Here is a 23,672-nt window from a genome sequence, read left to right on the forward strand (position 1 = left end):
GACAGGGATGACCGCCATGCTGCGACTGACCTTGGCGATGGCCGCCGGACTGGGACTTGCCGGCTGCGGCGACCGCGAAATCATCCTGCCCGGAGAGCGCCTGGACCCCCTGGCCGTCATCTCGGCCGACGGTCCCGCGGTCGAGGGTGCGGCGGGCATCACCGGCACCGCGCTGTCCCTGTCCGCCCCGGTCACCAACGGCGAATGGACCCATCGCGGCGGCAACGCCGCCCATGCGCCGGGCCATCTGGCCCTGGGCGCGGGCGGCACGGCCCTGTGGTCCGCATCCATCGGCCAGGGTGAAACCCGTCGTCACCGCATCACCGCCGACCCCGTCGTGGCGGCGGGCCGGGTCTTTACCCTGGACAGCCGCGCCCGCGTCACTGCGACCGCGCTGAACGGCGGGCGCGCCTGGTCCACCGACGTGACGCCCGCGCTGGAGAATGTCGACAGCGCCTCGGGCGGCGGTCTGGCCTATGAGGGCGGGCGAGTCTTCGTCACCACCGGTTTCGGCGAACTGGTCGCGCTGGACGCGGCCAGCGGCGCCGTGCTGTGGCGCCAGCGGGTCGAGGCCTCGATCGGCGGCGGCCCGGCCGTGCAGGACGGCGTGGTCTATGTCGCGGCCCGGAACGCCGTGGGCTGGGCCGTGCGCGCCAGCGATGGGCGCGTGCTGTGGCAGGCGGCAGGCACGCCGTCGGGGTCGGGCGTCATGGGCGTGTCGGTCCCGGCCGTACAGGGCGACACGGTGGTGTTCCCGTTCTCGTCGGGGCAGATCGTGGCGGTGGACCGCCAGTCGGGCCTGACCAACTGGACGTCGCAGATCGCGGGCACCCGTCCCGGACGCGCCATCGCGGTGGTCCGTGACGTGACCGGAGATCCGGTGATCGCGGGCGGGCGCGTCTATTCGGGCACCTCTTCCGGGCGCATCAGCGCGGTCGAACTGTCGACCGGCCTGAACGACTGGACCGCGGACGAGGGCGCCAACAGCCCGGTCGTCGTCGCGGGCGGGTCGGTCTTTGCCGTGAACGACCAGGCCCAGCTGGTCCGGCTGGATGCGGCGACGGGCGGCGTCGTCTGGCGCCAGCCCCTGCCGTATTACACCACGCAGCGCGTGCGGCGTCAGGATGCGGTCCACGCGCATTACGGTCCAGTGCTGGCCGGGGGGCGGTTGCATATCGCCTCCAGCGATGGCATGTTGCGCAGCTTCGATCCCGCCTCCGGCGCGCTGGTCGGTCAGGTGGCGATCCCCGGTGGGGCGGCATCGGCCCCGGTGGTCGCCGGTCAAACCCTTTACGTCGTTGCGCGCAACGGCCAGTTGCATGCGTTCAGATGACATTCACCCTTGCGATCGTCGGGCGGCCCAATGTGGGCAAGTCCACCCTGTTCAACCGTCTGGTTGGCAAGAAACTTGCGCTGGTCGATGACCAGCCCGGCGTGACCCGCGACATCCGCGAGGGCGCGGGCCGCCTTGGCGACCTGCGCTTTGTCGTGATCGACAGCGCGGGCCTGGAGATGGCCGAGGATGACAGCCTGCAGGGGCGAATGCGCCGCCTGACCGAACGCGCCGTTGACGAGGCCGACATCTGCCTGTTCGTCGTCGACGCGCGCATCGGCATCACCGCGGCCGACGAGTATTTCGCCGAGATCCTGCGCCGCCGCGCCAAGCACGTCATCGTCGCCGCCAACAAGTCCGAGGGCCGCGCCGGAGAGGCGGGGGCCATGGAGGCCTATGCCCTGGGCCTGGGCGAGCCCCTGCGCATCTCGGCCGAGCATGGCGAGGGGATGGACGACCTTTACGGCGTGCTGATGCCCCTGGCCGACCGGATCGAGGCCGAGCGTCCCGCCCCGATCGAGGCCGTGACCGACCTGGACCTGTCCGAGGAGGACGCCGAATCGGGCGAGGGTTCCGAGGACTGGCGCCCGTCCGAGGCCCGTCCCCTGCAGATTGCCGTGATCGGCCGCCCCAATGCGGGCAAGTCGACGCTGATCAACAAGATCCTGGGACAGGACCGCCTGCTGACCGGCCCCGAGGCCGGGATCACCCGCGATTCGATCAGCGTGACCACGAACTTCATGGGCACGCCCATGCGCATCTTCGACACGGCCGGCATGCGCAAGCGCGCCCGCGTGACCGAGAAGCTGGAGAAGCTGTCGGTGGCCGACGGCCTGCGGGCCGTGCGTTTCGCCGAGGTCGTCGTCGTCCTGCTGGACGTCGAGATCCCCTTCGAGACCCAGGATCTGCGCATCGCCGATTTCGCCGAGACCGAGGGTCGCGCCGTCGTCATTGCCGTCAACAAGTGGGACACCGAGGACGACAAGTCCCACAAGCTGAACGAGATGCGCGCCAGTTTCGAAAAGCTGCTGCCGCAGTTGCGTGGCGCGCCGCTGATCACCGTGTCGGCCAAGACCGGCAAGGGGCTGGACCGCCTGCACAACGCCGTCATCAAGGCGCACGAGGTCTGGAACCGCCGCGTGCCGACCGCCCGCCTGAACCAGTGGCTGGGCGCGATGACCGAAAGCCATCCGCCCCCGGCCCCCGGCGGTCGCCGCATCCGCCTGCGCTACATGACGCAGGTCAAGACGCGTCCGCCTGCGTTCATCGTGAAATCGACCCATACCGACCAGATCCCCACCAGCTATCAGCGGTATCTGATCAACGGACTGCGGACCGATTTCGACATGCCCGGCACGCCGATCCGCCTGTTCTTCCGCGATCAGGGCGGCGAGAACCCCTACAAGGCCAAGGCCACCAAGATCGTGCAGTCTGGCGCGCTGTCCAAGCACAAGCACCGCCAGAAACCCAAGGGCAGCTGACCCGGCTCAGCTGGCCGCGCGGATCAGCACCGTGGCCATCGCGCTGATCCCGATGATCGCGGCCAGCGCGATCATCGGATCACTGCCCATGGTCGAGATGGCCAGCCCGCAGAATGCCCAGATCAGCGCCACGGAATAGCCCACGCTTGGGCCGATCCACATCTGCGCGGCCATGCCGAGGGCCGCGGCGGGCAGGATCGCCACGGCCGACACGATCTGCGCGGACAGGCCGAACTGCACGGCGGTCAGTTCCGCCAGCGCGGCCGAGGCCAGGGCGGTGGCCCATCCGGCCAGAAAGCCGATCGCGGGGCGGTGCCGACCCGCCGCGCGCCGGGCGCCCACCGTCGCGGCGATGGCCCCGGCAACAGAGGCTAGGGTCAGCACTCCCGGATTGTCGATCAGCAGCGGCCAGACCGATGCCAGGATCAGCGCCCCCAGCAGCATCGGCCACACGCGCGGTCGGCCCGCACGGATCGGCTCGTCATCAGACGGGTCGATCCACTGCCCGACCGCATCCAGCATCACCATCATCCAGACGGCGATCAGCAGCATCCACATCAACAGGTTGTCGGGGTTCAGGTACAGGTGGGGAATGGCGATGCTGGTCGGCGCGACGGGCGGCAGCAGCGGCGCCGCCAGACGCGCCGCGTCCGTGATGATGCGCGCATCGGGCTGCATCGCGAAGATCACGCCGCAGATCACGAAGATCGCGGCGACCACCAGATGCAAGACTGAACCGATCCGTGTCATGCAGGCCAACGCGCGCCGGCCTGCGGCAGTTTCGCGCCGTCCGCAATCGGGGTGTCAGGCCAGCGATCCCTGGGCGGTCAGCGTGGTCGCGCCCTTCAGATAGGGGTGCAGGACCGCAGGCAGGCGGACCGATCCGTCGGCCTGCTGGCCGTTTTCCAGCACCGCGATCAGCGCGCGCCCGACGGCCAGGCCGGACCCGTTCAGGGTGTGCACGAATTCCGGCTTGCCCCCGCCCGCCGGGCGATAGCGCGCGTTCATCCGCCGTCCCTGATAGTCGCCGCAATAGCTGACGCTGCTGATCTCGCGATAGCGGTCCTGGCCCGGCAGCCAGACCTCCAGGTCGTGGGTGATGCGCGCGCCCGCGCCCATGTCGCCGGTGCACAGGATCATCGTGCGATAGGGCAGTTCCAGCGCCTCCAGCACGGCCTCGGCGCAGCGGGTCATGCGGTCATGTTCGGCCAGACCCGTTTCGGCATCGGTGATCGACACCATCTCGACCTTCTCGAACTGGTGCTGGCGCAGCATGCCGGTGGTGTCGCGGCCCGCGCTGCCTGCCTCGGATCGGAAGCACTGGCTGTGGGCGACCATGCGGCGGGGCAGGGCGGCCTGGTCCAGCAGGTCGCCGTTGACCGTGTTGGTCAGCGTCACCTCGGATGTGGGGATCAGCCAGTACCCTTCGCGGGTCAGATAGCTGTCCTCTCCGAACTTGGGCAGCTGGCCGGTGCCCAGCATCATCTGTTCCAGCACCAGGACGGGGGTCCAGGTCTCCTCCAGCCCGTGCTGGTCGACATGCAGGTCGACCATGAACTGTGCCAGCGCGCGATGGATGCGCGCGACCGCCCCCTTCAGCACGACGAAGCGGCTGCCGGACAGCTTGGCGCCGGTCTGAAAATCCATGCCCGGCACGACGCCGGGGATCTGGAAATGCTCGACCGGGGCAAAGTCCAGGGCCGCAGGCGTGCCACACCGGCGCAGCTCGACATTGTCGTCCTCGTCCCGGCCCTCGGGGACACGGTCCAGCGGCAGGTTCGGAATGCCCAGCAGCAGGTCGCGCAGCTGCGCGTCCAGATCGGCGGCCTCTGCCTGCATGCGGGCGATGTCGGCCTTGGTCGTGGCGACCAGCGCGCGCAGACGCTCGAACTCGGCGTCGTCGCCCCGCGCCTTGGCGGCGCCCACGTCCTTGCTGGCCTTGTTCTGGTCCGCCTGCGCGGTCTCGGCGGCGGCGATGCGACCGCGGCGGGCCTCGTCCAGCGACAGGATCTGCGCGGTCAGGCCGGTCAGCCCGCGGCGGTTCAGCGCCGCCTCGAAGGCATCGGGATTGTCACGGATCGCACGGATGTCATGCATGGCGGCACCTTCGCAAATTGTCTGGGTGCCTGACTAGCGCATGCCGACCGCGACAGAAAGCCCGGCCCGCCGCCACCGCGGGAATATCACGCGCCCAGTGTCAGTCCCGCACCGCGCATCATCTCCTCCAGCACGGGATAGAAATAGCGCTGGCCGACATAACCCTCGATCCGGCCTGCCTCGGATCCATCCGACAGCAGCACGAAGGTGGGCGTGATCCAGGGTCGCCGCGCCAGTGCCAGCCCGTCAGGATAGGGGCCATCCACGTCCACATGCAGGATCGGCGCGGCGCGCCCCGCGGCCGAGGCCGCATAGCCGGGCCCGATCTGCGCATGCCAGGCGCGGCAATGGTGGCAGGCGGGCGATTCGACCATCATCAGCCGCCAGCCCGACGGCGGCGCGGCCCGCACCCCCAGGGGCAGCATCACGGCCGCGGCGCCCATCAGGACGGTGCGGCGGGACAGGATGGGCATGACGGGACCTCCACGCGGGATGGCGCCAGATTACGCCCTGCCGGCCCATGGCACAAGGTCGACGGGGTTGCCCCCCGGCGGTGGCTGGTCCAGTGTCTCGCGCAAAGCGGGACAAGGCGGCGATGACGACGGACGATCTTCTGACACCCTTGCTGCGGGGCGATCGGCGGGCGCTGTCGCGCGCGATCACGCTGGTGGAATCGACCCGCCCCGACCATCGCGACCGCGCAGGCCGCCTGATCGCGGCGCTGCCCGACAGCACGGCCTTGCGGATCGGCCTGTCAGGCACGCCGGGGGTGGGCAAGTCGACCTTCATCGAGGCGTTCGGCACGATGCTGACCGAACAGGGGCTGCGCGTCGCGGTGCTGGCGGTCGATCCGTCCTCGACCCGGTCGGGCGGTTCGATCCTGGGGGACAAGACGCGGATGGAGCTTCTGTCGCGCAACCCGCGCGCCTATGTCCGGCCCAGCCCGTCCAGCGCCCATCTGGGCGGCGTCGCCCGCCGCACGCGCGAGGCGATCCGCCTGTGCGAGGCCGCGGGCCATGACGTCGTCCTGATCGAGACGGTGGGCGTCGGCCAATCCGAAACCCTGGTCGCACAGATGTCGGACCTGTTCATCCTGCTGCTGGCGCCTGCGGGCGGCGACGAATTGCAGGGGGTCAAGCGCGGCATCATGGAGATGGCCGACCTGATCCTGGTGAACAAGGCCGATGGCGACCTGCTGTCGCCCGCGCGCCGGACGGTGGCCGATTACGCGGGCGCGCTGCGCCTGCTGCGCAAGCGGCCGCAGGATCCCGACGGCTTTCCCAAGGCCATGCCGGTCAGCGCGACCACCGGCGCGGGCCTGCCCGAGGCGTGGTCCTGCATGCGCCATCTGGCCGACTGGCGCCGCGATGCCGGTCATTTCGACCGCATCCGGGCCGAACAGGCGCGCGACTGGTTCATGGCCGAACTGCAGGGTGGGCTGCTGGCGCAGCTGGACGCCCCGGACGCCCGCGCGCGCATCAGTGATCTGGGCGCCCGTGTCACCCAAGGCGCGCTGCCCCCGGTCGAGGCCGCGCGCCAGATGCTGGACTGGTTGCGGCAGCCGCGATGAAATGCCCGAAAACGCGCCCCGCCCTGTCCGCGAATCGGCTAGACCGGTCCGCACAGGAGGGGGCGATGCCGGACCATGACGATCTGTATGCCGCGCTGCTGGCGCGCGATCCGGGATATGACGGGCGTGCGCTGGTCGGCGTCACCTCGACCGGGATCTTTTGCCGGCTGAGCTGCCCGGCGCGCAAGCCGCGGCGCGACAACTGCCGCTGGTTCGCGGATGCCGCCGCCGCGCGGGCCGCGGGGTTCCGCCCCTGCCTGCGCTGCCGTCCCGAAGGGCAGGTGCCGCCGCTGGTCGCCACGTTGGGCGCGGCGCTGGCCGCCGACCCCGCCCGCCGCTGGTCCGAGGCGGACCTGACCGCCCTGGGGCATGACCCCTCGACCGTGCGGCGGCTGTTCCGCCAGCATCTGGGCACCAGCTTTCTGCAGCTGGCGCGCGCGGCACGACTGCGCGCGGGTCTGACCACATTGACGCAAGGAGGCAGGATGATCGACGCACAGCTGGACGCGGGATTCGATTCGGCATCGGGGTTCCGGCAGGCCTTTGCACGCCTGTTCGGGCATGCGCCGCACCAGATGCGGGGGGCCGCGGACCTGCGCGCGGACTGGATCGATACACCCCTGGGCGGGATGATCGCCATCGCCGATGACGACGCCCTGCACCTGCTGGAATTCACCGACCGCAAGGCGCTGCCCCAGGGGCTGCGGCGGCTGTCGGTGATGGCGGGGGGGCGGATCGGGTTGGGCCGCACCGCGGTGACCGACCGTGCCGAGGCCGCCCTGGCCCGGTTCTTCGCGGGCAGCGACGGGCGGCTGGATCTGCCGGTGCGCCTGCGCGGCACGCCGTTCCAGACCCGCGTCTGGCAGGAACTGCAGGCGATTCCCGCCGGCCGGACGCGCAGCTATGCCCAGCTTGCCGCGGCCATCGGCCATCCCGCCGCCGTCCGCGCTGTCGCGGCGGCCAATGGGGCGAACCGGCTGGCGCTGGTCGTGCCCTGTCACCGGGTCATCGGCACAGATGGCACCATGACCGGATATGCGGGCGGCCTGTGGCGCAAGGAGCGCCTGATCGCGCTGGAGCGCGGCTATGGAATCACCTGACAAGGCTTGACGACGCGCCCCTCATGCGGTAGCCACCCGCGAACGGAATTCCGGGCGCTGCCTCGCGGCGCCTTTTCACATTGGGACGGACCCCCCGCCCGCACAGCTGAGACGAAGGAACACACCATGTCGCGCGTCTGCGAACTGACCGGCAAAGGCCCGATGAGCGGTAACAATGTCAGCCATGCCAACAACAAGACCCGTCGCCGGTTCCTGCCGAACCTGAACGAGGTCACGCTGCTGTCCGAAAAGCTGGGCCGCGGCTACTCGCTGCGCATCTCGGCTGCGGCGCTGCGTTCGGTCGATCACCGTGGCGGCCTGGACGCCTTCCTGGCCAAAGCCAAGGACACCGAGCTGTCGGACCGCGCCCAGAAGATCAAGCGCGACCTGGTCAAGGCCGAATCGGCTGCCGCGACCGCCTGATCCGATGATCGTCGGATGATGCATGGCCCTGCCGTTCCGGCGGGGCTTTTGCATGTCCGGAACCCCGGCCCGTGCGGTGCGGCCTGTTCGCGCCCCGGCCCCATCCAAGGACCTTGCCGAATGAAACTGTCGATCCTAGCCGCCGTCGCGGTGCTGTCCCCGGTGGCCGCCCTTGCCCATGACGGCATGCACGCCAACGACGCCTATGCGCGCAGCACCAACCCCAAGGTGGGCGCGGTCTTCATGCAGCTGGAAAACCACCGTCAGGTCGCCTGCACCCTGCAGGGCGTGTCGTCCGACGCGGCCGAGCGGGTCGAGCTGCACACCCATGTCGAGGAAGGCGGCGTCATGAAGATGACCCGGATCGAGGACGGGATCGCCGTCGCCGCCGGTCAGACCCACGCCCTGAACCGCGGCGGCGACCACATCATGATGCTGGGCCTGGCCGAACCGCTGGCCGATGGCGACACGCTGACCCTGTCGATGGATTTCGGCGATTGCGGCACCGAGGAGGTGCAGGTCGTCGTCGACAACCAGCGCGAGGATGCCGCCCCCGCCGATCACGACCACGGCGACCATCAGGGCCACTGAGGCCCCTCAGGCCGCCCGTTCGACCAGCTGGGCGGCCACCGGACCCAGGTGCCGGACGATCAGCGCCACCCCCTGCGCCGACGGGTGAACCCCGTCCCGCAGCAGCAGCGGCGCCCTGTCGGTCGCGGGCACCTGTGCCAGCGGCGCATACAGATCCTGCAGCAGCAGGGCGCCGTGGCGTTCGGCCAAACGCGGCCAGATCCCGCTCCAGGCACGGCGCCAGTCGGGCTGGCCCGCCGGGGCGTGGATGCCGACCAGCAGCAAAGGCCGCCCGCCGCTGCCCGCGGTCTGCAGGATCGCGTCCAGGTTCGCCTCGGCATCTGCGGGCTGCCAGCGGCGCAGCATGTCGTTGCCGCCCAGCTCGACCATGACGGCATCGGGGCGGTGGCGGCGCATCGACAGCTCGATCCGCACGCGGCCGCCATAGGTGGTGTCCCCCGACAGCCCCGCATCGATCAGGTCCGCCGGGCGCCCCGCATCGGCCAGCCAGGCCGACAGCTGCGGGACCAGCCCCTCGGTCGGGCCCAGGCCGAAACCGGCGGTCAGGCTGTCGCCAAAGCACAGGATGCGCGGCAGCGCCTGTGCCTGGGCGGGGCGGACCATTGTGGCGGCGGCGGCGGTGGTCAGCAGGTGGCGGCGGGTCAAGGTCATGCGGCAGTCCTCAGGCGCAGGGCATTGGTCACCACGAAGACCGAGGACAGCGCCATCGCGCCCGCCCCCAGCATGGGCGACAGTTGCGGCCCACCAAAGGGCACCAGCGCGCCCATGGCAACCGGGATCAGCGCGGCATTGTAGGCGAATGCCCAGAACAGGTTCTGGCGGATGTTGCGCATCACGGCGCGCGACAGGCGGATCGCGCGGGCGACGCCCTGCGGATCGCCCGCCATCAGCACCGCATCGGCGGCCTCGATGGCGATGTCGGTCCCGGTGCCGATGGCGATGCCCGTGTCGGCGGCGGCCAGCGCCGGCGCATCGTTGATGCCGTCGCCCACGAAGACGCTGCCCGGTCCCATCGCGCGGATCGCCGTCAGCTTGTCGTCGGGGGTCAGCCCGCCTTGCGCCCGGTCGATGCCAAGCCGCGCGCCCATGGCCTGCGCGGTGGCGGGCAGGTCGCCCGACAGCATCTGGGTCCGCAGGCCCATTTCGCGCAGGGCGGCGATGGCCGCGGCGGATTCGGGGCGTTCGGGATCGGCCAGCGCGAATGTCGCCACGTGGCGGCCGTCGGCGGCCAGATGCACCGGGGTCGCGCCATCGGCCGATGCGGCATCGGCATGGCGGATCAGGGCGGCGTCCGGCACGATGCCCGCCGCCTGCAGCGCGGCGGCGTTGCCGATCAGCAGCGACCGCCCCTCGACCGTGGCGGTCAGGCCGCGTCCGGGCAGGGCGGTCACCGATTGCGCCGGGGGCAGCGTCATGCCGCCTGCCTCGGCCAGGATCGCGCGGCCCAGGGGGTGTTCGGATCGGGCCTCGGCCGCGGCGGTCAGGCGCAGGGCGGCGTCGCGGTCGATGCCGTGGGTCCAGATCTGCGTCACGCGGGGGCGGCCTTGCGTCAGCGTCCCGGTCTTGTCAAAGGCCACCACCCGCGCGCCCGCCAGTTTCTGCAGGGCATCGCCCTGGCGGAACAGGATGCCAAGCCCCGCGCCGCGCCCGCTGCCCACCATGATCGACATCGGCACCGCCAGGCCCATCGCGCATGGGCAGGCGATGATCAGCACCGACACCGCCGCCACGACCGCATGCGCAAGGTCGGGGCCAAAGATCAGCCACAGCGCAAAGGCCAGCACCGCCAGGCCCATCACCACCGGAACGAAGATCCGCGTGACCCGATCGACCAGCGCCTGCACCGGCAGGCGGGCGGCTTGCGCCTCTTCGACCAGGGCCACGATCCGCGACAGCACGGTGTCCGGCCCCGTGGCCGTGACGCGATAGGTCAACGCGGCCGCGCCGTTGACCGTGCCGCCGGTCACCGTGTCGCCGGGCGCGCGCAGCACCGGGACGGGTTCGCCCGTCAGCATGGATTCGTCGACATGGCCCGCGCCTTCGGTCAACACGCCGTCCAGCGCAATGCGTTCGCCGGGTGCCAGCTGCACCAGATCGCCCGGCTGCAGGTCGGCCACCGCGACACGCACCGGATGCCCGTCGCGCAGCGCGGTCGCGTGATCGGGCGTCAGGGCCAGCAGCGCGCGGATCGCGGCGCCGGCCTGGCCCTTGGCGCGCGCCTCCAGCCAGCGGCCGGTCAGGATCAGTGTGACGATCACCGCCGCGGCCTCGAACCATACCTGGCGCGAGGCGGCGGGGACCAGGCCGGGGGCCAGGGTCACGACGGCGGAAAAGGCAAAGGCCGTGCCCGCGCCAAGCGCCACGAGGCTGTTCATCTCGGGGGCGCCGCGGCGCAGGGCGGCAAGCCCCGTGCCGAAGAACCGCCGCCCCGGTCCGGCCAGCACCGCCAGCGTCAGGATCATCTGCACGACCCACAACGCGCGCATGGGAACCAGCGTATGCAGCCAGTGGTGGAAGGCCGGGACCAGATGGCCACCCATCTCGACCACCGCGACGGGCAGGGTCAGGGCGGCGGCGGTCAGGGCCGCACGGCGCAGGGCCGGGGCCTCGTCCGGGGGTGGGGGGGCGCGGTCGGCGATGACGGTCGCGGGATAGCCCAGATCCGTCACGATTTGCGCCAAGGCCTGCGGGGTCAGGGCGGGATCGTGGCTGACCTGGGCGCGGTGCGTGGCCAGGTTCACCTGCGCATCCGCCACGTCGGGGCGGGCCGACAGCACGCGGCCCACGCGTCCCGAACAGGCCGCGCAGCTCATGCCCCGGATGGCCAGGCGGGTGACGGGCAGGCCATCGGCGGGGATCGGGGCTGCGGCTTGGGTCATGGGTGACAGATGTGGCGCGGGGGACGCGCGGTCAAGGCCGCGAGGCGGCCGAACGCCCTCGTGAGTTGCGGGCCGGGGGCGTTTCACTGTATCCGGGGGAAAAGCAAACCGATTGGAACTGCGCCATGAACCGTCGTCAGATGATCTCTCTGGCCGCCCTGCTGCTGGCCGCACCCGCCCTGGCCCCGACGCTGGCCGGCGCCCAGGAGGCGGCGGTCGATCCCTACGCCCCCATCGAGGTCGAGATCCGGGACGATTTCGAGACCGGCAGCATCGTCGTCGTCAGCCGCGATTTCTTCCTGTATCACGTTGTCGCACCGGGCAAGGCGGTCCGCTACGGCGTCGCCGTCGGCACGGCCGAACTGGTCTGGAAGGGCAAGGCCACGATCGGCCGCAAGGTCGAATGGCCCAGCTGGCGCCCGACCGACGACATGATCGAACGCAACCCCGGCGCCTATGCGAAATACGCCGACGGCATGCCCGGCGGTCCGCAGAACCCCCTGGGGGCGCGGGCGCTGTACCTGTATGACGACCGGGGCAACGACACCGCCATCCGCATCCATGGCACGACCGATCCCGGATCGATCGGGCGGGCGGTCTCCAACGGCTGTCTGCGCATGCGCAACGAGGCCGTGATGAGCCTGTTCGACCAGGTGCGCATCGGCACGCCCGTCTACGTCTTCTGATCTTGGATCTGACGCTTGCCAGCGCGGCGGACCCGGTTCTGGCCGGGTTCGACGACATCATCGATGTCCGCGCCCCGGCGGAATACGCCGAGGATCACCTGCCCGGAGCGATCAACCTGCCGGTCCTGTCGGATGCGGAACGCGCCCGCGTGGGCACGATCTACAAGCAGGTGTCACCCTTTGACGCCCGCAAGCTGGGCGCGGCGCTGGTCGCGGCCAATGCGGCGCGGCACCTGCAGGGGCCGCTGGCCGATCGGGGCGGCGCGTGGCAGCCGCTGGTCTATTGCTGGCGCGGTGGGCAGCGCTCGGGCAGCTTCGGCACGATCCTGAGCCAGATCGGCTGGCGCGTGGCGCGGGTTCAGGGCGGCTACAAGGCATGGCGGTCGCTGGTCGTGGACCGGGTGCAGAACGGTCCGATCGCGGCTCCGGTGATCGTGCTGGACGGCAACACGGGCAGCGCAAAGACCGCGATCCTGCAGCGGCTGGCGCAGCGCGGCCATCAGGTGATCGACCTGGAGGGGCTGGCCAACCATCGCGGCAGCCTGTTCGGCGGCCACCCCGAGGGCCAGCCCAGCCAGAAGATGTTCGAAGGACGCCTGGCCGTCGCGCTGGAGCGTCTGGACCCCGCCCGCCCCCTGCTGGTCGAGGCCGAGAGCAGCCGCATCGGCCAGATCACTGTCCCCAAGGCGATGTGGCAGGCGATCTGCGCCGCGCCCCGCCTGCAGATGCAGGTGCCGGTCGCCGCGCGCGCGGCGTTCACCGCCGCGACCTATCGCGACATGGTCGACGATCCCGCGCGCGTCGCCGCGATTTTGGACCTGATGGCCCCCCTGCACCCCGCCGAGCGTGTCGAGGGCTGGCGGCAGGCGCTGGCCCAGGGCCGGTGGCAGCATCTGTCCGAGGGGTTGCTGCGCGATCATTACGACCCGCGCTATGACAAGCACCGGTCGCGTCATGACGACGGGCGCGGACAGATCGTCGCACTGGACGACCTGTCCGACCTGGACGCCGCCACCGGCTTGGTCGAGGCGGGGCTGGCCCGGATGACCGCGGGCGGTTCGTCGCGGACGGCGGATGCGGGCCCCGCGCGCAGGGCGGTCGCCGATTTGTGATCGGGCAGGGGGGCGGGCTGGCCTAGTCTGACCGCGACCCCATGTCAGGAGAGCGCGATGACCCGGATGAGTGCCAAGGATTTCCCGCAGGAACTGCTGGAGCTGTACGACTTCTATGCCCACGGCCGCATCACCAAGCGGCAGTTCCTGGATCGGGCTGGCAAGTTCGCGGTCGGCGGCGTCACCGCGCTGGCGCTGTTGAACATGCTGCGGCCGAACTATGCGCTGGCCCAGCAGGTCAGCTTTACCGACCCCGACATCCTGCCCGAATACGTGACCTATCCGTCGCCCGAGGGGCATGGCGAGGTTCGTGCCTATCAGGTGGCCCCGGCGGGCGAGGGGCCCTGGCCCGCGGTGCTGGTGATCCACGAGAACCGCGGCCTGAACCCCTATATCGAGGACGTCGCGCGGCGCCTGGCCAAGGCGGGCTATCTGGCGCTGGCGCCGGACGGGCTGACCTCCAAGGGCGGCTATCCCGGCAATGACGAGGAGGGGCGCGCCCTGCAGGCCGAGGTCGATCCGACCCTGCTGATGAACGATTTTTTTGCGGGGGCCGAACATCTGATGGCGCATGAGCAGTCGACCGGCAAGGTCGGCGCGGTGGGCTTCTGCTATGGCGGGGGCGTGTGCAACGCGCTGGCGGTGGCCTATCCGGAACTGGGCGCGTCGGTGCCGTTCTATGGCCGGCAGGCCCCCGTGGCGGACGTTCCCAAGATCGAGGTGCCGCTGCTGTTCCAGTTCGCCGAGATCGACGAGAACATCAACGCCACCTGGCCCGCCTACGAGGCCGCGCTGAAAGAGGCCGGCAAGACCTATGAGGCGCATGTCTATCCGGGCACCAACCACGGCTTTCACAACGATTCGACGCCGCGATACGACCCCGAGGCCGCGGAACTGGCGTGGCAGCGGACGCTGGACTGGTTCGCCCGCTACCTGGCCTGATCCTTCAGGAAACGGCGCAGCACGGTTTCAAGCTTGGCGGCGCCCAGGGGGGCCATCGCCTTGGTGTGGTCGTGGCTGATCGATTCGTCGGACAGCCCCGCCCCCATGTTGGTGACGACCGAGATTGCCGCCGTCCTGAGGCCCAAGAACCGTGCCAGGATGATCTCGGGCACCGTCGACATGCCCACCGCATCGGCGCCCAGCACGCGGGCGGCGCGGATCTCGGCCGGGGTCTCGAAGCTTGGCCCCGAGAACCAGCAGTAGACACCCTGGGGCATCTCCACCCCCTCGGCCTCGGCCGCGGCCAGCAGGGCCGCACGCATCGCAGCGTCATGCGCGTCGGTCATGGGCACGAAGCGCGCGTCGGTCGCCTCTCCGATCAGTGGGTTGGTGCCGGCAAACGCGATGTGGTCGTTCAGCAGCATCAGCCCGCCGGTCGGGATGTCGGGGCGCAGCGACCCGGCGGCGTTGGTCAGGATCAGCTTGTCGCATCCCAAGGCGGCCAACACCTCCAGCGGCAGACGCATCGCGTCCGCCCGCCCGGATTCATAGTAATGCGACCGCCCCCCGAAGACCGCAACCCGCACCCCCTCCAGCCGGCCGATGACCAGCTGGGGCACATGGCCCGACACGCCCGCATGGGGAAAGCCCGGCAGGTCGTCATAGGGGATCGCCACGCCATCGACGCATGCCGACAGGTGGCCCAGCCCGGACCCCAGGATCAGGCCGTATTCGGGCGCCTCCTGACCCGCGCGGTCGCGGATCAGGGCGGCAAGCTCAGCGCTCCTTGACATAGGGCTCTCCTCCGGCGCGGGGCGGGATGGCGCGGCCGACGAAGCCGGCCAGGATCACCACCGTCAGGATATAGGGCAGCGCGTTCATGAACATGGACGGCACCGTGATGATCCCCAGGTCCAGGTTCGGATAGAGGTTGGCGATCGCCTCCAGCAGGCCGAACAGGAAGGTCGCGAACAGCGCCTGCCACGGCCGCCACTTGGCAAAGATCAGCGCGGCCAGCGCGATGAAGCCGCGCCCGGCGGTCATCTCCTTGACGAAGCCCGCCGACAGGCCGGTCGCCAGATAGGCGCCCGCGATGCCGCACAGCACCCCGGCGATGGCCACCGCGGTATAGCGCAGCCGGGTGACAGACACGCCCGCCGTATCGACCGAGGCGGGGTTTTCCCCCACCGCGCGCAGGCGCAGGCCGAACCGGGTGCGGTACAGCACCCACCACGTGATCGGCACCAGCGCAAAGGCCACATAGACCAGGATCGTCTGCCCCGAGATCAGCCCGGAATAGATCGGGCCCAGTACCGGGACGTCGCGCAGCGCCTCGGCACCGGGCAGGGTGATCGGGTTGAACCGCCCCGCACCGGTCAGGGCCGGCGTGCGCCCGCCCAGTCCGAAGGCGTTCTGTCCGACCAGCACAGTCAGCCCCGAGGCCAGGAAGTTGATCGCCACGCCCGAGATCAGCTGATTGCCCATGAAGGTGATCGAGGCGAGGCCATGGATCAGCGACAGCGCAAGCGACCCGGCGATGCCCGCGGCCAGGCCCAGCCAGGCGCTGCCGGTGATGTAGGCGACCGATGCGGCGGTGAAGGCCGCCATCAGCATCTTGCCCTCCAGCCCGATGTCGAAGACCCCGGCGCGTTCGGAATAAAGCCCCGCCAGGCAGGCCAGCAGCAGCGGCGTCATCAGGCGCAGCGCGCTGCCGATGCCCTGCTGGGCGGCGGCGCCGTCAGCAAAGGCCCAGACCAGGCAGATGGCGAGGACGATGATTGCGATCAGCGAGTCGCGGATGTTCATTTCACCGCCCCCCGGCTGGTCCGTTTCATGGTCAGGAACAACCGTTCCAATGGCATACGGACCATGTTGTCCAGCGCGCCCGTGAACAGGATCACCAGGGCCTGGATCACGATGATCAGCTCACGCGGGATGGTGGTCCACAGCGCCAGCTCTCCGCCGCCCTGATAGAGGAAGCCGAACAGCAGTGCCGCCAGCAGGATGCCCAGTGGGTGGTTGCGGCCCATCAGCGCGACCGCGATGCCGATGAAGCCCGCACCCTCGACCGCGTTCAGGACCAGGCGTTCGGATTCGCCCATCACGTTGTTGATGGCCATCATCCCCGCCAGCGCGCCCGAGATCAGCATGGCGATGACGGTGATGCGCACCGGGTTGATGCCCGCATAGACCGCGCCCGGTTCGGACTTGCCGAAGGCGCGGATCTGATAGCCCAGACGCGTCCGCCAGATCAGCACCCAGATCAGGAAGCAGGCCGCCAGCGCCACCAGGAAGGTCACGTTGACCGGGGTGTTGCGGCCCCATTCAAACCCCATGCTCGCCGCGATGTCGGTCAGCGCGGGCAGGTTCGTGGCCTCGGGAAAGCGGGCGGAGGCCGGGTCCATGCTGCCCGTCGGGCGCAGCTGGTTCACCAGCACATAGTTCAGCGTGGCCGCGGCGATGAAGTTGAACATGATCGTGGTGATCACGATGTGGCTGCCGCGTTTCGCCTGCAGGATCGCGGGGATGAAGGCCCAGGCCGCCCCGAAGGCCGCGGCGCCCAGCATCGCCACCGGCAGGGCGATCGCCCAATGCGGCAGCGGCAGGAACAGCAGCACCAGCGCGACCCCCAGGCCGCCCATCGCCGCCTGCCCCTCGCCGCCGATGTTGAACAGGGCGGCGTGATAGGCGACCATCACCGCCAGCCCCGTGAAGATGAAGTTCGTCGCGTAATACAGCGTGAAGCCCCAGCCATAGCTGGAGCCGAGCGCCCCTTCGACCATCGTGGTCAGCGCCATCCAGGGGCTTTCCCCGATGGCCAGGATCACCAGCGCGGAAATGCCCATCGCCAGCACCAGAGAGATCAGCGGCGTCAGGATGACGTCCGCCCATTTCGGCATCTTGTCCATCAGGCGCGTCCCTCCGGCAGGTCATGGGCGGTTCCCGGCGGGATGCCCGCATCGTCGGGGACGTTCCTGGTGTCGGTGATGCCCGCCATCAGCAGGCCCAGTTCCCCGGTGGTGGTCTGTGCGGGCAGGCGTTCGCCCATGATGCGGCCGTCGAACATCACGGCCACGCGGTCGGACAGGGCCAGGATCTCGTCCAGCTCCACGCTGACCAGCAGGATCGCCTTGCCCGCGTCGCGCAGCGCCACGATCTGCTTGTGGATGAACTCGATCGCGCCGATGTCCACGCCACGCGTGGGCTGGCCGATCAGCAGCAGGTCGGGGTTGCGCTCGATCTCGCGGGCGACGACGATCTTCTGCTGGTTCCCGCCCGAGAAGTTGCGCGCCGCCAGGTGGCAGTCGCGCGGGCGCACGTCGAACCGCTCCATCTTTGCCTGGGCGTCGCGGCGGATGGCGTCGTTGTCCATCAGCCAGCCCTTGTTGAACTCGGGCGCGTCGTGCCAGCCGAAGGCCACGTTCTCCCACGCGGCGAAATCCATGATCAGGCCTTCGACCTGACGGTCCTCGGGGATGTGGCCCACGCCGTCGCGGCGGCGCTGACCGGCATCGCAGCCCGATCCGGTCAGGGGCAGGGCGGCGCCGTTCATGCGCACCTCGCCCGTGACCTTGGCGCCCTTTTCCGGGTATCCGCCCAGGATCTCCAGCAGCTGGGTCTGGCCGTTGCCGCTGACGCCCGCGATGCCCAGGATCTCTCCGGCGCGAATGTCCAGGTCGATGCCGCGCAGGCGCTCCACCCCCTCGGCATCGACCATGGTCAGGCCGCGCACCTCAAGGACCGGGGCCTGCGGCCGCGCCGGCTGCTTGTCCACGTTCAGCAGCACCTTGCGGCCGACCATCAGCTCGGCCAGCTGCTCGGGGCTGGTCTGGGCGGTGCGGACCGAGGCGACCATCTCGCCGCGGCGCATCACGGACACGTTGTCGGTGATCTCCATGATCTCGCGCAGCTTGTGCGTGATCAGGATGATCGTCTTGCCCTCGTCGCGCAGCCCCTTGAGGATGCGGAACAGGTGGTCTGCCTCGGCGGGCGTCAGCACGCCGGTGGGTTCGTCCAGGATCAGGATGTCGGCCTGGCGATACAGCGCCTTGAGGATCTCGACCCGCTGCTGGTGTCCGACGGAAAGGTTTTCCACCACCTCGTCGGGGTCCACGTTCAGCTGGTATTCGGCGGCCAGGCGCTTCAGGACGCCGCGCGCCTTCGACAGCGACGGGCGCAGCAGGGCGCCATCCTCGACGCCCAGGATGATGTTCTCCAGCACGGTGAAGTTCTGCACCAGCTTGAAGTGCTGGAACACCATGCCGATGCCCGCACGGATCGCGGTCTGGCTGTCGCTGATGCTGATCGGCTTTCCGCCCACCAGGATCTGGCCCGCATCGGGTTTGTAGAACCCGTACAGGATCGACATCAGCGTCGATTTCCCGGCGCCGTTCTCTCCGATGATGCCGTGGATCGTGCCCTTGGGCACGGCCAGGCTGATGTCGCGGTTCGCCTGAACGGCCCCGAACGCCTTCGAGATGCCGCGCAGCTCGATGGCAGCGGGGGCGGCCGTGTCCGACCGCCCCCCCAGCATGTCGCCCGCAGTGGTCATTACGACGCCGGGCAGGCGTTGTCGGTCATGAAGTCATGCACCGTGACCTCGCCCGAGGCGATGGCGGCCTTGGCCTCGTCCACGGCGGCCTGCATCTCGGCGGTGACCAGCTCGGCATTGTTGTCGTCGACCGCGACGTCCACGCCGCCCGCGGCCAGGTCCATGACCTTGACGCCCGGCTCCAGGTCGGTGCCTGCGGTGAAGGCGTCGAAGACCGCATTGTCCACGCGCTTGACCATCGAGGTCAGGATCTGGCCCGGATGCAGCGCGTTCTGGTTGCTATCCACGCCGATGGCCAGGATGCCCTCGTCGGCGGCGGCCTGCAGCACGCCGATGCCGGTGCCGCCGGCGGCCGCATAGATCACATCGGCGCCCTGCGATTTCTGGGCGCGCGCCAACTCACCACCCTTGACGGGGTCGTTCCAGGCGGCGGGCGTCGTGCCGGTATAGTTGCTGACCAGCGAGCCTTCGGGCTGGACCGACTTGAACCCCTGGGCAAAGCCGCATTCGAACTTGCGGATCAGCGGGATGTCCATGCCGCCGATGAAGCCGACCGTGCCGGATTCGGACGCCATCCCGGCCATGACGCCGGCCAGATAGCTGCCCTGCTCCTCGGTGAAGACGACCGATTGCACGTTCGGCGCCTCGACCACCATGTCGATGATGGCGAATTTCGTGTCCGGGTAATCGCCCGCGACCTTGGTCAGCACGTCGCCAAAGGCGAAGCCGGTCATGACGATGGGGTTCGATCCGCTTTCGGCCAGGCGGCGCAGGGCCTGCTCGCGCTGTGCCTCGGACTGCATCTCCAGCTCGCGATAGGTGCCGCCGGTCTCCTCGACCCAACGCTGCGCGCCGCCGAACGCCGCCTCGTTGAACGACTTGTCGAACTTGCCGCCCAGGTCATAGATCAGCGCCGGATCGGCCAGCGCCGCACCGGTCGACAGCACGGCCAGGGCCGAGCCCGCCAGCAGCGATTTCATCAGGGACATAAAGGAACCTCATCCTGTTTTTCGCGGGCGATTCAACGGGCCCGCTGATCGCCCGATTAGGGCGCATCGCACGGGGTCCGGTCAACCGCCTTCTTGGGTCGCACGCAGCGTCAGACGCATCACGATCGCGTCCGTCGCAGGCCCGTAATATCGCCGCCGGACGCCCGCTTCCAGCCATCCCGTGGCCTGATACAGCCGTCGTGCCGCAAGGTTGTCATGCGCGACCTCCAGAAAGGCCTCCTCGGCCCCCATCGCCGCCGCTTTGCCCGCGAATGCGGCAACCAGCGCGCGGCCCGTGCCCGCCCGCCGCGCCTGCGGGTCCACGGCCACGGTCAGCAACTCGGCCTCGCCGGCGATGGCGCGCCCCATCAGGAAACCGTGCGGCGCTTCCAGCAGGAACGTCCCACAACCCGCCAGAAGGCTGGCGAACTCGTCGGCCGACCAGGGGCGCGGGCTGTCGAAGCACCGCGCATGCAGTGCGGCCAGATCCTCGGGTGTCACGCCAGGATCACCGGGGGCGCATCGCGGGCGGGCGCCGCGTCCGCCGGGCGCAGATAGACCGGCGCGGGGCGGGGCTGCGGCAGATGCGCGCGGGCCGCGGCCAGGCGCGCCACACCCTCGGCAATTCCTGTCGCAGGCGCAGCCTGCGCGGGGCCGGGCGGCAGCGCGCCGGCCGCAGCCTGCTGCGGCCAGCCCTCCGCGCCCTCGGCAAAGTCCTGCCAGATGACCATGTCGCCCCGTCCCGCGATCACCACCCGACAGGGCCGCGGCAGGCCCCAGGCCAGCGCCTCGGGCGCCTCGACCCCGATGGCGGGGATGCCCAGGGACAGGGCCAGGCCGCGCGCCGCCGCCACCGCCACGCGGATGCCGGTGAAGTTACCCGGCCCCGTGCCGACCCCGATCACATCCAGGTCGCCCCAGCCCAGGCCCGCGCCGGTCAGCATCTCCTCCAGCATCGGCATCAGGCGCTCCGCCTGTCCCTTGGCCATGTCCTCATGGACCGCCGCCAGAACCGCGTCGCCGCGCAGCAAAGCGGCCGCGCAATGCGCGGCCGATGTGTCGAAACCCAGAACCACTGGATCGGGAGTGATCTGGTCAGGCAACGGGCCTGACCTCGACGACCTCGGGGATGTAATGACGCAGCAGGTTCTCGATCCCCATCTTCAGCGTCAGGGTCGAGGACGGGCAGCCCGCGCAGGCCCCCTGCATGTGCAGATAGACGATGCCGCGATCGAAGCCGTGGAAGGTGATGTCGCCGCCGTCCTGCGCAACCGCCGGGCGGACGCGCGTGTCCAGCAGCTCTTTGATCTGCACCACGATCTCGGCGTCCGGGCCTGCTTCATGGGCGACATGGCCGCCGGTGTCCGCCGCCGCGCCCTCGATCGCCGGGGCACCCGACTGGAAATGCTCCATGATCGCGCCCAGCACGGACGGCTTCAGGTGATCCCACGGCACCTGGTCGGCCTTGGTGACGGTCACGAAATCACGGCCCAGAAACACGCCGGTCACGCCGTCCACCGCAAAGATCCGCCGCGCCAGGGGCGATGCGGCCCCGGTCTCGGGGGTCGGGAAATCGGCCGTGCCGCTGCCCAGCACCGTCTCTCCGGGCAGGAATTTCAGCGTTGCGGGGTTCGGCGTCGTCTCGGTCTGGATGAACATGGGGGCGCTCCTTTGATCCCGATATGGCGATCCGGGGCGCTTGGGTCAAGCCGCCGGGGATCTCAGGTGATGGCCTCCAGCCGCTCCTTGGACAGATCGCCGGGCACCAGCGAAATGGCGCAGGGCAGGGCAGTCGGATCGCGCATCAGCCGCGTCAGGACCGGGTTGGTGCTGCTCTTGTCCGAGGACAGGCCCAGCACGACCACGCCGATCTCTCCGTCCTCGGTGATCTGAGCCAGCAGCTCCTCGGCGGTGTCGCCCTCGCGGATGACCAGCTCCGGCTCGACCCCGGGGCGCGACCGCATCCATTTGGCAAAGACCTCGAAATGCGCCTCGATCCGCTCGCGGGCCTCGGCGCGCATCACGTCTGCCACGCCGAATCCGTGCTGGATCTCCTCGGCGGGAATGACCGACAGGATCACAACCGCCGCCCCGTGGGACTTGGCCGCGCGCATCGCCGCGAAGCGCATCGCGTTCAGGCATTCCCTGCTGTCGTCCAGAAGGACCAGAAATTTCCGCATCGTGTCGCCGGACCTCCGCCTCTTTCGCCCCGACAGTGGCCGAAGTGCCATGCCCGCGCAAGTCAGTGCGCAGGAAAGCGCCGCACCCGTTTCCAATGCTTGCATGTCGTGCTAGTCGCGATGAGGTTGACTGGCGTGAAATGTGCAATGCGGACGGTGTCGTGACGATCCACCATGATTGGGAAAAGGCCGATGCCGCGCATCTGGGACCGCTCAGCGCGCCCCGCATGGCATGGTTCATCGGCGAGGCGCGGGTCCCCGGCGTCAATCCCATGCCGGTCTCCAAGCGCGCGTTCGACCTGATCCTGGTGCTGATCCTGCTGGTGCCGCTATCGGTCGTGATGCTGACGGTCGCGGGATTGCTGCTGCTGCTGCAGGGCCGGCCTATCCTTTATGCCGCGCACCGCATGCGCGCCCCGAACCAGCCCTTCACGCAGTGGAAGTTCCGCACCATGCTGTGCGAGGAGGACGATTTCGGGGCCACCGGCGCGCACAAGGCGTGGCGCATCACGCCGATGGGCCGCTTCCTGCGCCGGTCGCGCATCGACGAGCTGCCGCAGCTGTTCAACATCCTGCGCGGCGACATGAGCTTTGTCGGACCCCGCCCGCCGCTGCGCGAATATGTCGAACGCTTTCCTGCCGTCTATGCCCAGGTGCTGCATTCGCGCCCCGGCGTCACCGGGCTGGCCACGCTGATCTATCACCGCCACGAGGACCGCATCCTGGCCCGCTGCAAGTCGGCCGAGGCGACCGAGATGGCCTATTACCGCCGCTGCCTGCCGGCCAAGCTGAAGATCGACCTGATCTATCAACGCCATCGCAGCCTGCGGCTGGACCTGTGGATCCTGTGGAACACGCTCAAGATCGTGATCTCGCGCCGCGACGAACGTCCGCGCCGTCGCCGTCGCGGTCAGTCCTACCTGCCGATCGGCCCGTCGAAGGGGTCGCAGGGGTAGCCCACCCCGGTCAGGTACAGGCCATGGGGCGGACAGACCGGCCCGCAGGCCGCCCGGTCGCGCGCCGCCAGCGCCTGTCCCACACGGTCCGGCGCCCATGATCCCGCGCCGACCCGTTCCAGTGTCCCAACGATGGACCGGACCTGGTTGTGCAGGAAGGACCGCGCGCGCAGGTGAAAGCGGTATTCGTATCCCTGCGGGATGTCCGCGACCTCGATCCTGATCTCGTCCAGCGACTTCACCGGGCTTTTCGCCTGACAGATCGACGACCGGAAGGTGGTAAAGTCGTGATGCCCGACCAGATGGGCCGCGCCCGCGCGCATCGCATCCACGTCCAGCGGGTTCAGCACCTGCCACACTTGTCCGCGCCCATGCGTCAGCGGCGCCCGCCGCGCCACCAGCCGGAACAGATAGCGCCGCTCCACGGCCGAAAACCGGGCGTGGAAATCATCCGGCACCCGCGCCGCCCGCAGGATGGCGACGGGCGCGGGCTTCAGGTGCCAGTTCAGCGCCTCGGACAGGCGGAAGGGGTCCCAGTCGCGATCCAGGTCGGCATGGGCCACCTGTCCGGTGGCATGCACGCCCGCATCGGTGCGCCCGGCGGCGGCGATGCGGCGGGTGGCGAAAGCGGGGTCCAGCCGCGCCAGCGCGGTTTCGATCGCGCCCTGGACGCTGGGCTGGTCGGCCTGCGCCTGCCATCCGGCAAAGGGCGCGCCGTCATATTCGACCTGCAGGGCAAAGCGGGGCATCAGTCGCGCGGGACCTTCTGTCCGGAACGGCG

The 23,672-nt window shown here is 69.8% G+C and carries 25 protein-coding genes; 10 read left to right on the forward strand and 15 right to left on the reverse strand.

Features of this window, described 5'->3' with window-relative positions; translation table 11 throughout:
• Nucleotides 1-16 precede the first annotated feature (16 nt).
• Nucleotides 17-1,333: a PQQ-binding-like beta-propeller repeat protein gene (locus F1642_RS13070; RefSeq protein ID WP_045983618.1), complete on the forward strand. Its 1,317-nt coding sequence runs from the start codon at nucleotides 17-19 to the stop codon at nucleotides 1,331-1,333.
• Nucleotides 1,330-2,814 (forward strand): ribosome biogenesis GTPase Der, encoded by a 1,485-nt coding sequence (der, locus tag F1642_RS13075; protein ID WP_046001301.1) that lies wholly within the window; start codon nucleotides 1,330-1,332, stop codon nucleotides 2,812-2,814. The genes F1642_RS13070 and der overlap by 4 nt, the downstream gene beginning before the upstream one ends.
• 6 nt (nucleotides 2,815-2,820) lie before the next feature.
• Here the strand turns inward: der and F1642_RS13080 are convergent, their stop codons facing one another.
• From F1642_RS13080 to F1642_RS13090, 3 genes are all read right to left on the reverse strand, one after another.
• Nucleotides 2,821-3,564 carry a hypothetical protein gene (locus F1642_RS13080; RefSeq protein WP_194886425.1) on the reverse strand — a complete coding sequence of 248 codons (744 nt, stop codon included), beginning with the start codon at nucleotides 3,562-3,564 and terminating at the stop codon, nucleotides 2,821-2,823.
• 54 nt (nucleotides 3,565-3,618) lie between these two features.
• Nucleotides 3,619-4,911, reverse strand: a complete 1,293-nt coding sequence (gene serS, locus F1642_RS13085; protein WP_194886426.1) for a serine--tRNA ligase — start codon at nucleotides 4,909-4,911, stop codon at nucleotides 3,619-3,621.
• An 86-nt stretch (nucleotides 4,912-4,997) separates the two neighbouring features.
• Nucleotides 4,998-5,384 (reverse strand): hypothetical protein, encoded by a 387-nt coding sequence (locus F1642_RS13090; protein ID WP_052715326.1) that lies wholly within the window; start codon nucleotides 5,382-5,384, stop codon nucleotides 4,998-5,000.
• A gap of 122 nt (nucleotides 5,385-5,506) precedes the next feature.
• Between F1642_RS13090 and meaB the strand changes: the two genes are divergently transcribed.
• From meaB to F1642_RS13110, 4 genes are all read left to right on the forward strand, one after another.
• On the forward strand, nucleotides 5,507-6,481 hold the full coding sequence (meaB, locus tag F1642_RS13095) for a methylmalonyl Co-A mutase-associated GTPase MeaB (protein ID WP_194886427.1): 975 nt from the start codon (nucleotides 5,507-5,509) through the stop codon (nucleotides 6,479-6,481).
• A gap of 65 nt (nucleotides 6,482-6,546) precedes the next feature.
• Nucleotides 6,547-7,581, forward strand: a complete 1,035-nt coding sequence (locus tag F1642_RS13100; protein ID WP_194886428.1) for a bifunctional transcriptional activator/DNA repair enzyme AdaA — start codon at nucleotides 6,547-6,549, stop codon at nucleotides 7,579-7,581.
• A 126-nt stretch (nucleotides 7,582-7,707) separates the two neighbouring features.
• Nucleotides 7,708-8,004 carry a 50S ribosomal protein L28 gene (gene rpmB / locus F1642_RS13105; RefSeq protein ID WP_046001306.1) on the forward strand — a complete coding sequence of 99 codons (297 nt, stop codon included), beginning with the start codon at nucleotides 7,708-7,710 and terminating at the stop codon, nucleotides 8,002-8,004.
• Between the two features lie 120 nt (nucleotides 8,005-8,124).
• On the forward strand, nucleotides 8,125-8,595 hold the full coding sequence (locus F1642_RS13110) for a copper chaperone PCu(A)C (protein WP_045984182.1): 471 nt from the start codon (nucleotides 8,125-8,127) through the stop codon (nucleotides 8,593-8,595).
• A gap of 6 nt (nucleotides 8,596-8,601) precedes the next feature.
• Here F1642_RS13110 and F1642_RS13115 read toward each other — a convergent pair whose 3' ends face one another.
• Together F1642_RS13115 and F1642_RS13120 are read right to left on the reverse strand one after the other, a co-directional pair.
• Nucleotides 8,602-9,246: an arylesterase gene (locus F1642_RS13115; protein WP_255522444.1), complete on the reverse strand. Its 645-nt coding sequence runs from the start codon at nucleotides 9,244-9,246 to the stop codon at nucleotides 8,602-8,604.
• Nucleotides 9,243-11,474 carry a cation-translocating P-type ATPase gene (locus F1642_RS13120; RefSeq protein ID WP_194886429.1) on the reverse strand — a complete coding sequence of 744 codons (2,232 nt, stop codon included), beginning with the start codon at nucleotides 11,472-11,474 and terminating at the stop codon, nucleotides 9,243-9,245. Before F1642_RS13120 ends, F1642_RS13115 begins: the two co-directional genes overlap by 4 nt.
• A gap of 125 nt (nucleotides 11,475-11,599) precedes the next feature.
• On the opposite strand from F1642_RS13120, the gene F1642_RS13125 reads away from it, so the two are divergent.
• Genes F1642_RS13125 through yghX form a run of 3 tightly spaced genes read left to right on the forward strand, consistent with a single transcriptional unit; the run spans nucleotide 11,600 to nucleotide 14,214 of the window.
• Nucleotides 11,600-12,160 carry a L,D-transpeptidase gene (locus F1642_RS13125; RefSeq protein ID WP_194886430.1) on the forward strand — a complete coding sequence of 187 codons (561 nt, stop codon included), beginning with the start codon at nucleotides 11,600-11,602 and terminating at the stop codon, nucleotides 12,158-12,160.
• 2 nt (nucleotides 12,161-12,162) lie between these two features.
• Nucleotides 12,163-13,272 (forward strand): tRNA 2-selenouridine(34) synthase MnmH, encoded by a 1,110-nt coding sequence (gene mnmH / locus F1642_RS13130; protein WP_194886431.1) that lies wholly within the window; start codon nucleotides 12,163-12,165, stop codon nucleotides 13,270-13,272.
• 57 nt (nucleotides 13,273-13,329) lie between these two features.
• Nucleotides 13,330-14,214 carry a YghX family hydrolase gene (gene yghX / locus F1642_RS13135; RefSeq protein ID WP_194886432.1) on the forward strand — a complete coding sequence of 295 codons (885 nt, stop codon included), beginning with the start codon at nucleotides 13,330-13,332 and terminating at the stop codon, nucleotides 14,212-14,214.
• On the opposite strand, the gene F1642_RS13140 is transcribed toward yghX, so the two are convergent.
• The 9 genes from F1642_RS13140 to F1642_RS13180 all read right to left on the reverse strand — a co-directional run bounded on the left by F1642_RS13140 (nucleotide 14,202) and on the right by F1642_RS13180 (nucleotide 21,935).
• Nucleotides 14,202-15,008 (reverse strand): purine-nucleoside phosphorylase, encoded by an 807-nt coding sequence (locus tag F1642_RS13140; protein ID WP_194886433.1) that lies wholly within the window; start codon nucleotides 15,006-15,008, stop codon nucleotides 14,202-14,204. The two genes, yghX and F1642_RS13140, sit on opposite strands and share 13 nt — an antisense overlap.
• A complete protein-coding gene (locus tag F1642_RS13145) occupies nucleotides 14,992-16,020 on the reverse strand; it encodes an ABC transporter permease (RefSeq protein WP_139599275.1) in 1,029 nt (342 codons plus the stop codon). Before F1642_RS13145 ends, F1642_RS13140 begins: the two co-directional genes overlap by 17 nt.
• Nucleotides 16,017-17,123 carry an ABC transporter permease gene (locus F1642_RS13150; RefSeq protein ID WP_194886434.1) on the reverse strand — a complete coding sequence of 369 codons (1,107 nt, stop codon included), beginning with the start codon at nucleotides 17,121-17,123 and terminating at the stop codon, nucleotides 16,017-16,019. The genes F1642_RS13145 and F1642_RS13150 overlap by 4 nt, the downstream gene beginning before the upstream one ends.
• On the reverse strand, nucleotides 17,123-18,766 hold the full coding sequence (locus F1642_RS13155; protein WP_084693885.1) for an ABC transporter ATP-binding protein: 1,644 nt from the start codon (nucleotides 18,764-18,766) through the stop codon (nucleotides 17,123-17,125). The genes F1642_RS13150 and F1642_RS13155 overlap by 1 nt, the downstream gene beginning before the upstream one ends.
• Nucleotides 18,766-19,755 (reverse strand): BMP family protein, encoded by a 990-nt coding sequence (locus F1642_RS13160; RefSeq protein ID WP_046001312.1) that lies wholly within the window; start codon nucleotides 19,753-19,755, stop codon nucleotides 18,766-18,768. Before F1642_RS13160 ends, F1642_RS13155 begins: the two co-directional genes overlap by 1 nt.
• 81 nt (nucleotides 19,756-19,836) lie before the next feature.
• Nucleotides 19,837-20,256 carry a GNAT family N-acetyltransferase gene (locus F1642_RS13165; RefSeq protein WP_194886435.1) on the reverse strand — a complete coding sequence of 140 codons (420 nt, stop codon included), beginning with the start codon at nucleotides 20,254-20,256 and terminating at the stop codon, nucleotides 19,837-19,839.
• The gene (gene tsaB, locus F1642_RS13170) at nucleotides 20,253-20,858 is read right to left on the reverse strand and encodes a tRNA (adenosine(37)-N6)-threonylcarbamoyltransferase complex dimerization subunit type 1 TsaB (protein ID WP_206692769.1); all 606 of its coding nucleotides are present in this window, start codon (nucleotides 20,856-20,858) and stop codon (nucleotides 20,253-20,255) included. Before tsaB ends, F1642_RS13165 begins: the two co-directional genes overlap by 4 nt.
• Nucleotides 20,851-21,414 (reverse strand): NifU family protein, encoded by a 564-nt coding sequence (locus F1642_RS13175; protein ID WP_046001314.1) that lies wholly within the window; start codon nucleotides 21,412-21,414, stop codon nucleotides 20,851-20,853. Before F1642_RS13175 ends, tsaB begins: the two co-directional genes overlap by 8 nt.
• Nucleotides 21,415-21,476: 62 nt before the next feature.
• On the reverse strand, nucleotides 21,477-21,935 hold the full coding sequence (locus F1642_RS13180) for a universal stress protein (RefSeq protein ID WP_194886436.1): 459 nt from the start codon (nucleotides 21,933-21,935) through the stop codon (nucleotides 21,477-21,479).
• 161 nt (nucleotides 21,936-22,096) lie between these two features.
• On the opposite strand from F1642_RS13180, the gene F1642_RS13185 reads away from it, so the two are divergent.
• On the forward strand, nucleotides 22,097-22,891 hold the full coding sequence (locus tag F1642_RS13185; protein ID WP_349375766.1) for a sugar transferase: 795 nt from the start codon (nucleotides 22,097-22,099) through the stop codon (nucleotides 22,889-22,891).
• Here the strand turns inward: F1642_RS13185 and truA are convergent.
• Nucleotides 22,852-23,640 (reverse strand): tRNA pseudouridine(38-40) synthase TruA, encoded by a 789-nt coding sequence (gene truA / locus F1642_RS13190; RefSeq protein WP_194886437.1) that lies wholly within the window; start codon nucleotides 23,638-23,640, stop codon nucleotides 22,852-22,854. The genes F1642_RS13185 and truA overlap by 40 nt on opposite strands.
• Nucleotides 23,641-23,672: the final 32 nt, after the last annotated feature.

Source organism: Paracoccus sp. NBH48 (assembly GCF_015390265.1).
GTDB classification, from domain to species: domain Bacteria; phylum Pseudomonadota; class Alphaproteobacteria; order Rhodobacterales; family Rhodobacteraceae; genus Paracoccus; species Paracoccus marcusii.

Bases quoted from the DNA above. Each gene is read 5' to 3' on its own strand.
- F1642_RS13070 (WP_045983618.1), top strand. From the start codon at position 17: ATGCTGCGACTGACCTTGGCGATGGCCGCCGGACTGGGACTTGCCGGC.
- der (WP_046001301.1), top strand. From the start codon at position 1,330: ATGACATTCACCCTTGCGATCGTCGGGCGGCCCAATGTGGGCAAGTCC.
- F1642_RS13080 (WP_194886425.1), bottom strand. From the start codon at position 3,564: ATGACACGGATCGGTTCAGTCTTGCATCTGGTGGTCGCCGCGATCTTC.
- serS (WP_194886426.1), bottom strand. From the start codon at position 4,911: ATGCATGACATCCGTGCGATCCGTGACAATCCCGATGCCTTCGAGGCG.
- F1642_RS13090 (WP_052715326.1), bottom strand. From the start codon at position 5,384: ATGCCCATCCTGTCCCGCCGCACCGTCCTGATGGGCGCCGCGGCCGTG.
- meaB (WP_194886427.1), top strand. From the start codon at position 5,507: ATGACGACGGACGATCTTCTGACACCCTTGCTGCGGGGCGATCGGCGG.
- F1642_RS13100 (WP_194886428.1), top strand. From the start codon at position 6,547: ATGCCGGACCATGACGATCTGTATGCCGCGCTGCTGGCGCGCGATCCG.
- rpmB (WP_046001306.1), top strand. From the start codon at position 7,708: ATGTCGCGCGTCTGCGAACTGACCGGCAAAGGCCCGATGAGCGGTAAC.
- F1642_RS13110 (WP_045984182.1), top strand. From the start codon at position 8,125: ATGAAACTGTCGATCCTAGCCGCCGTCGCGGTGCTGTCCCCGGTGGCC.
- F1642_RS13115 (WP_255522444.1), bottom strand. From the start codon at position 9,246: ATGACCTTGACCCGCCGCCACCTGCTGACCACCGCCGCCGCCGCCACA.
- F1642_RS13120 (WP_194886429.1), bottom strand. From the start codon at position 11,474: ATGACCCAAGCCGCAGCCCCGATCCCCGCCGATGGCCTGCCCGTCACC.
- F1642_RS13125 (WP_194886430.1), top strand. From the start codon at position 11,600: ATGAACCGTCGTCAGATGATCTCTCTGGCCGCCCTGCTGCTGGCCGCA.
- yghX (WP_194886432.1), top strand. From the start codon at position 13,330: ATGACCCGGATGAGTGCCAAGGATTTCCCGCAGGAACTGCTGGAGCTG.
- F1642_RS13140 (WP_194886433.1), bottom strand. From the start codon at position 15,008: ATGTCAAGGAGCGCTGAGCTTGCCGCCCTGATCCGCGACCGCGCGGGT.
- F1642_RS13145 (WP_139599275.1), bottom strand. From the start codon at position 16,020: ATGAACATCCGCGACTCGCTGATCGCAATCATCGTCCTCGCCATCTGC.
- F1642_RS13150 (WP_194886434.1), bottom strand. From the start codon at position 17,123: ATGGACAAGATGCCGAAATGGGCGGACGTCATCCTGACGCCGCTGATC.
- F1642_RS13155 (WP_084693885.1), bottom strand. From the start codon at position 18,766: ATGACCACTGCGGGCGACATGCTGGGGGGGCGGTCGGACACGGCCGCC.
- F1642_RS13160 (WP_046001312.1), bottom strand. From the start codon at position 19,755: ATGTCCCTGATGAAATCGCTGCTGGCGGGCTCGGCCCTGGCCGTGCTG.
- F1642_RS13175 (WP_046001314.1), bottom strand. From the start codon at position 21,414: ATGTTCATCCAGACCGAGACGACGCCGAACCCCGCAACGCTGAAATTC.
- F1642_RS13180 (WP_194886436.1), bottom strand. From the start codon at position 21,935: ATGCGGAAATTTCTGGTCCTTCTGGACGACAGCAGGGAATGCCTGAAC.
- truA (WP_194886437.1), bottom strand. From the start codon at position 23,640: ATGCCCCGCTTTGCCCTGCAGGTCGAATATGACGGCGCGCCCTTTGCC.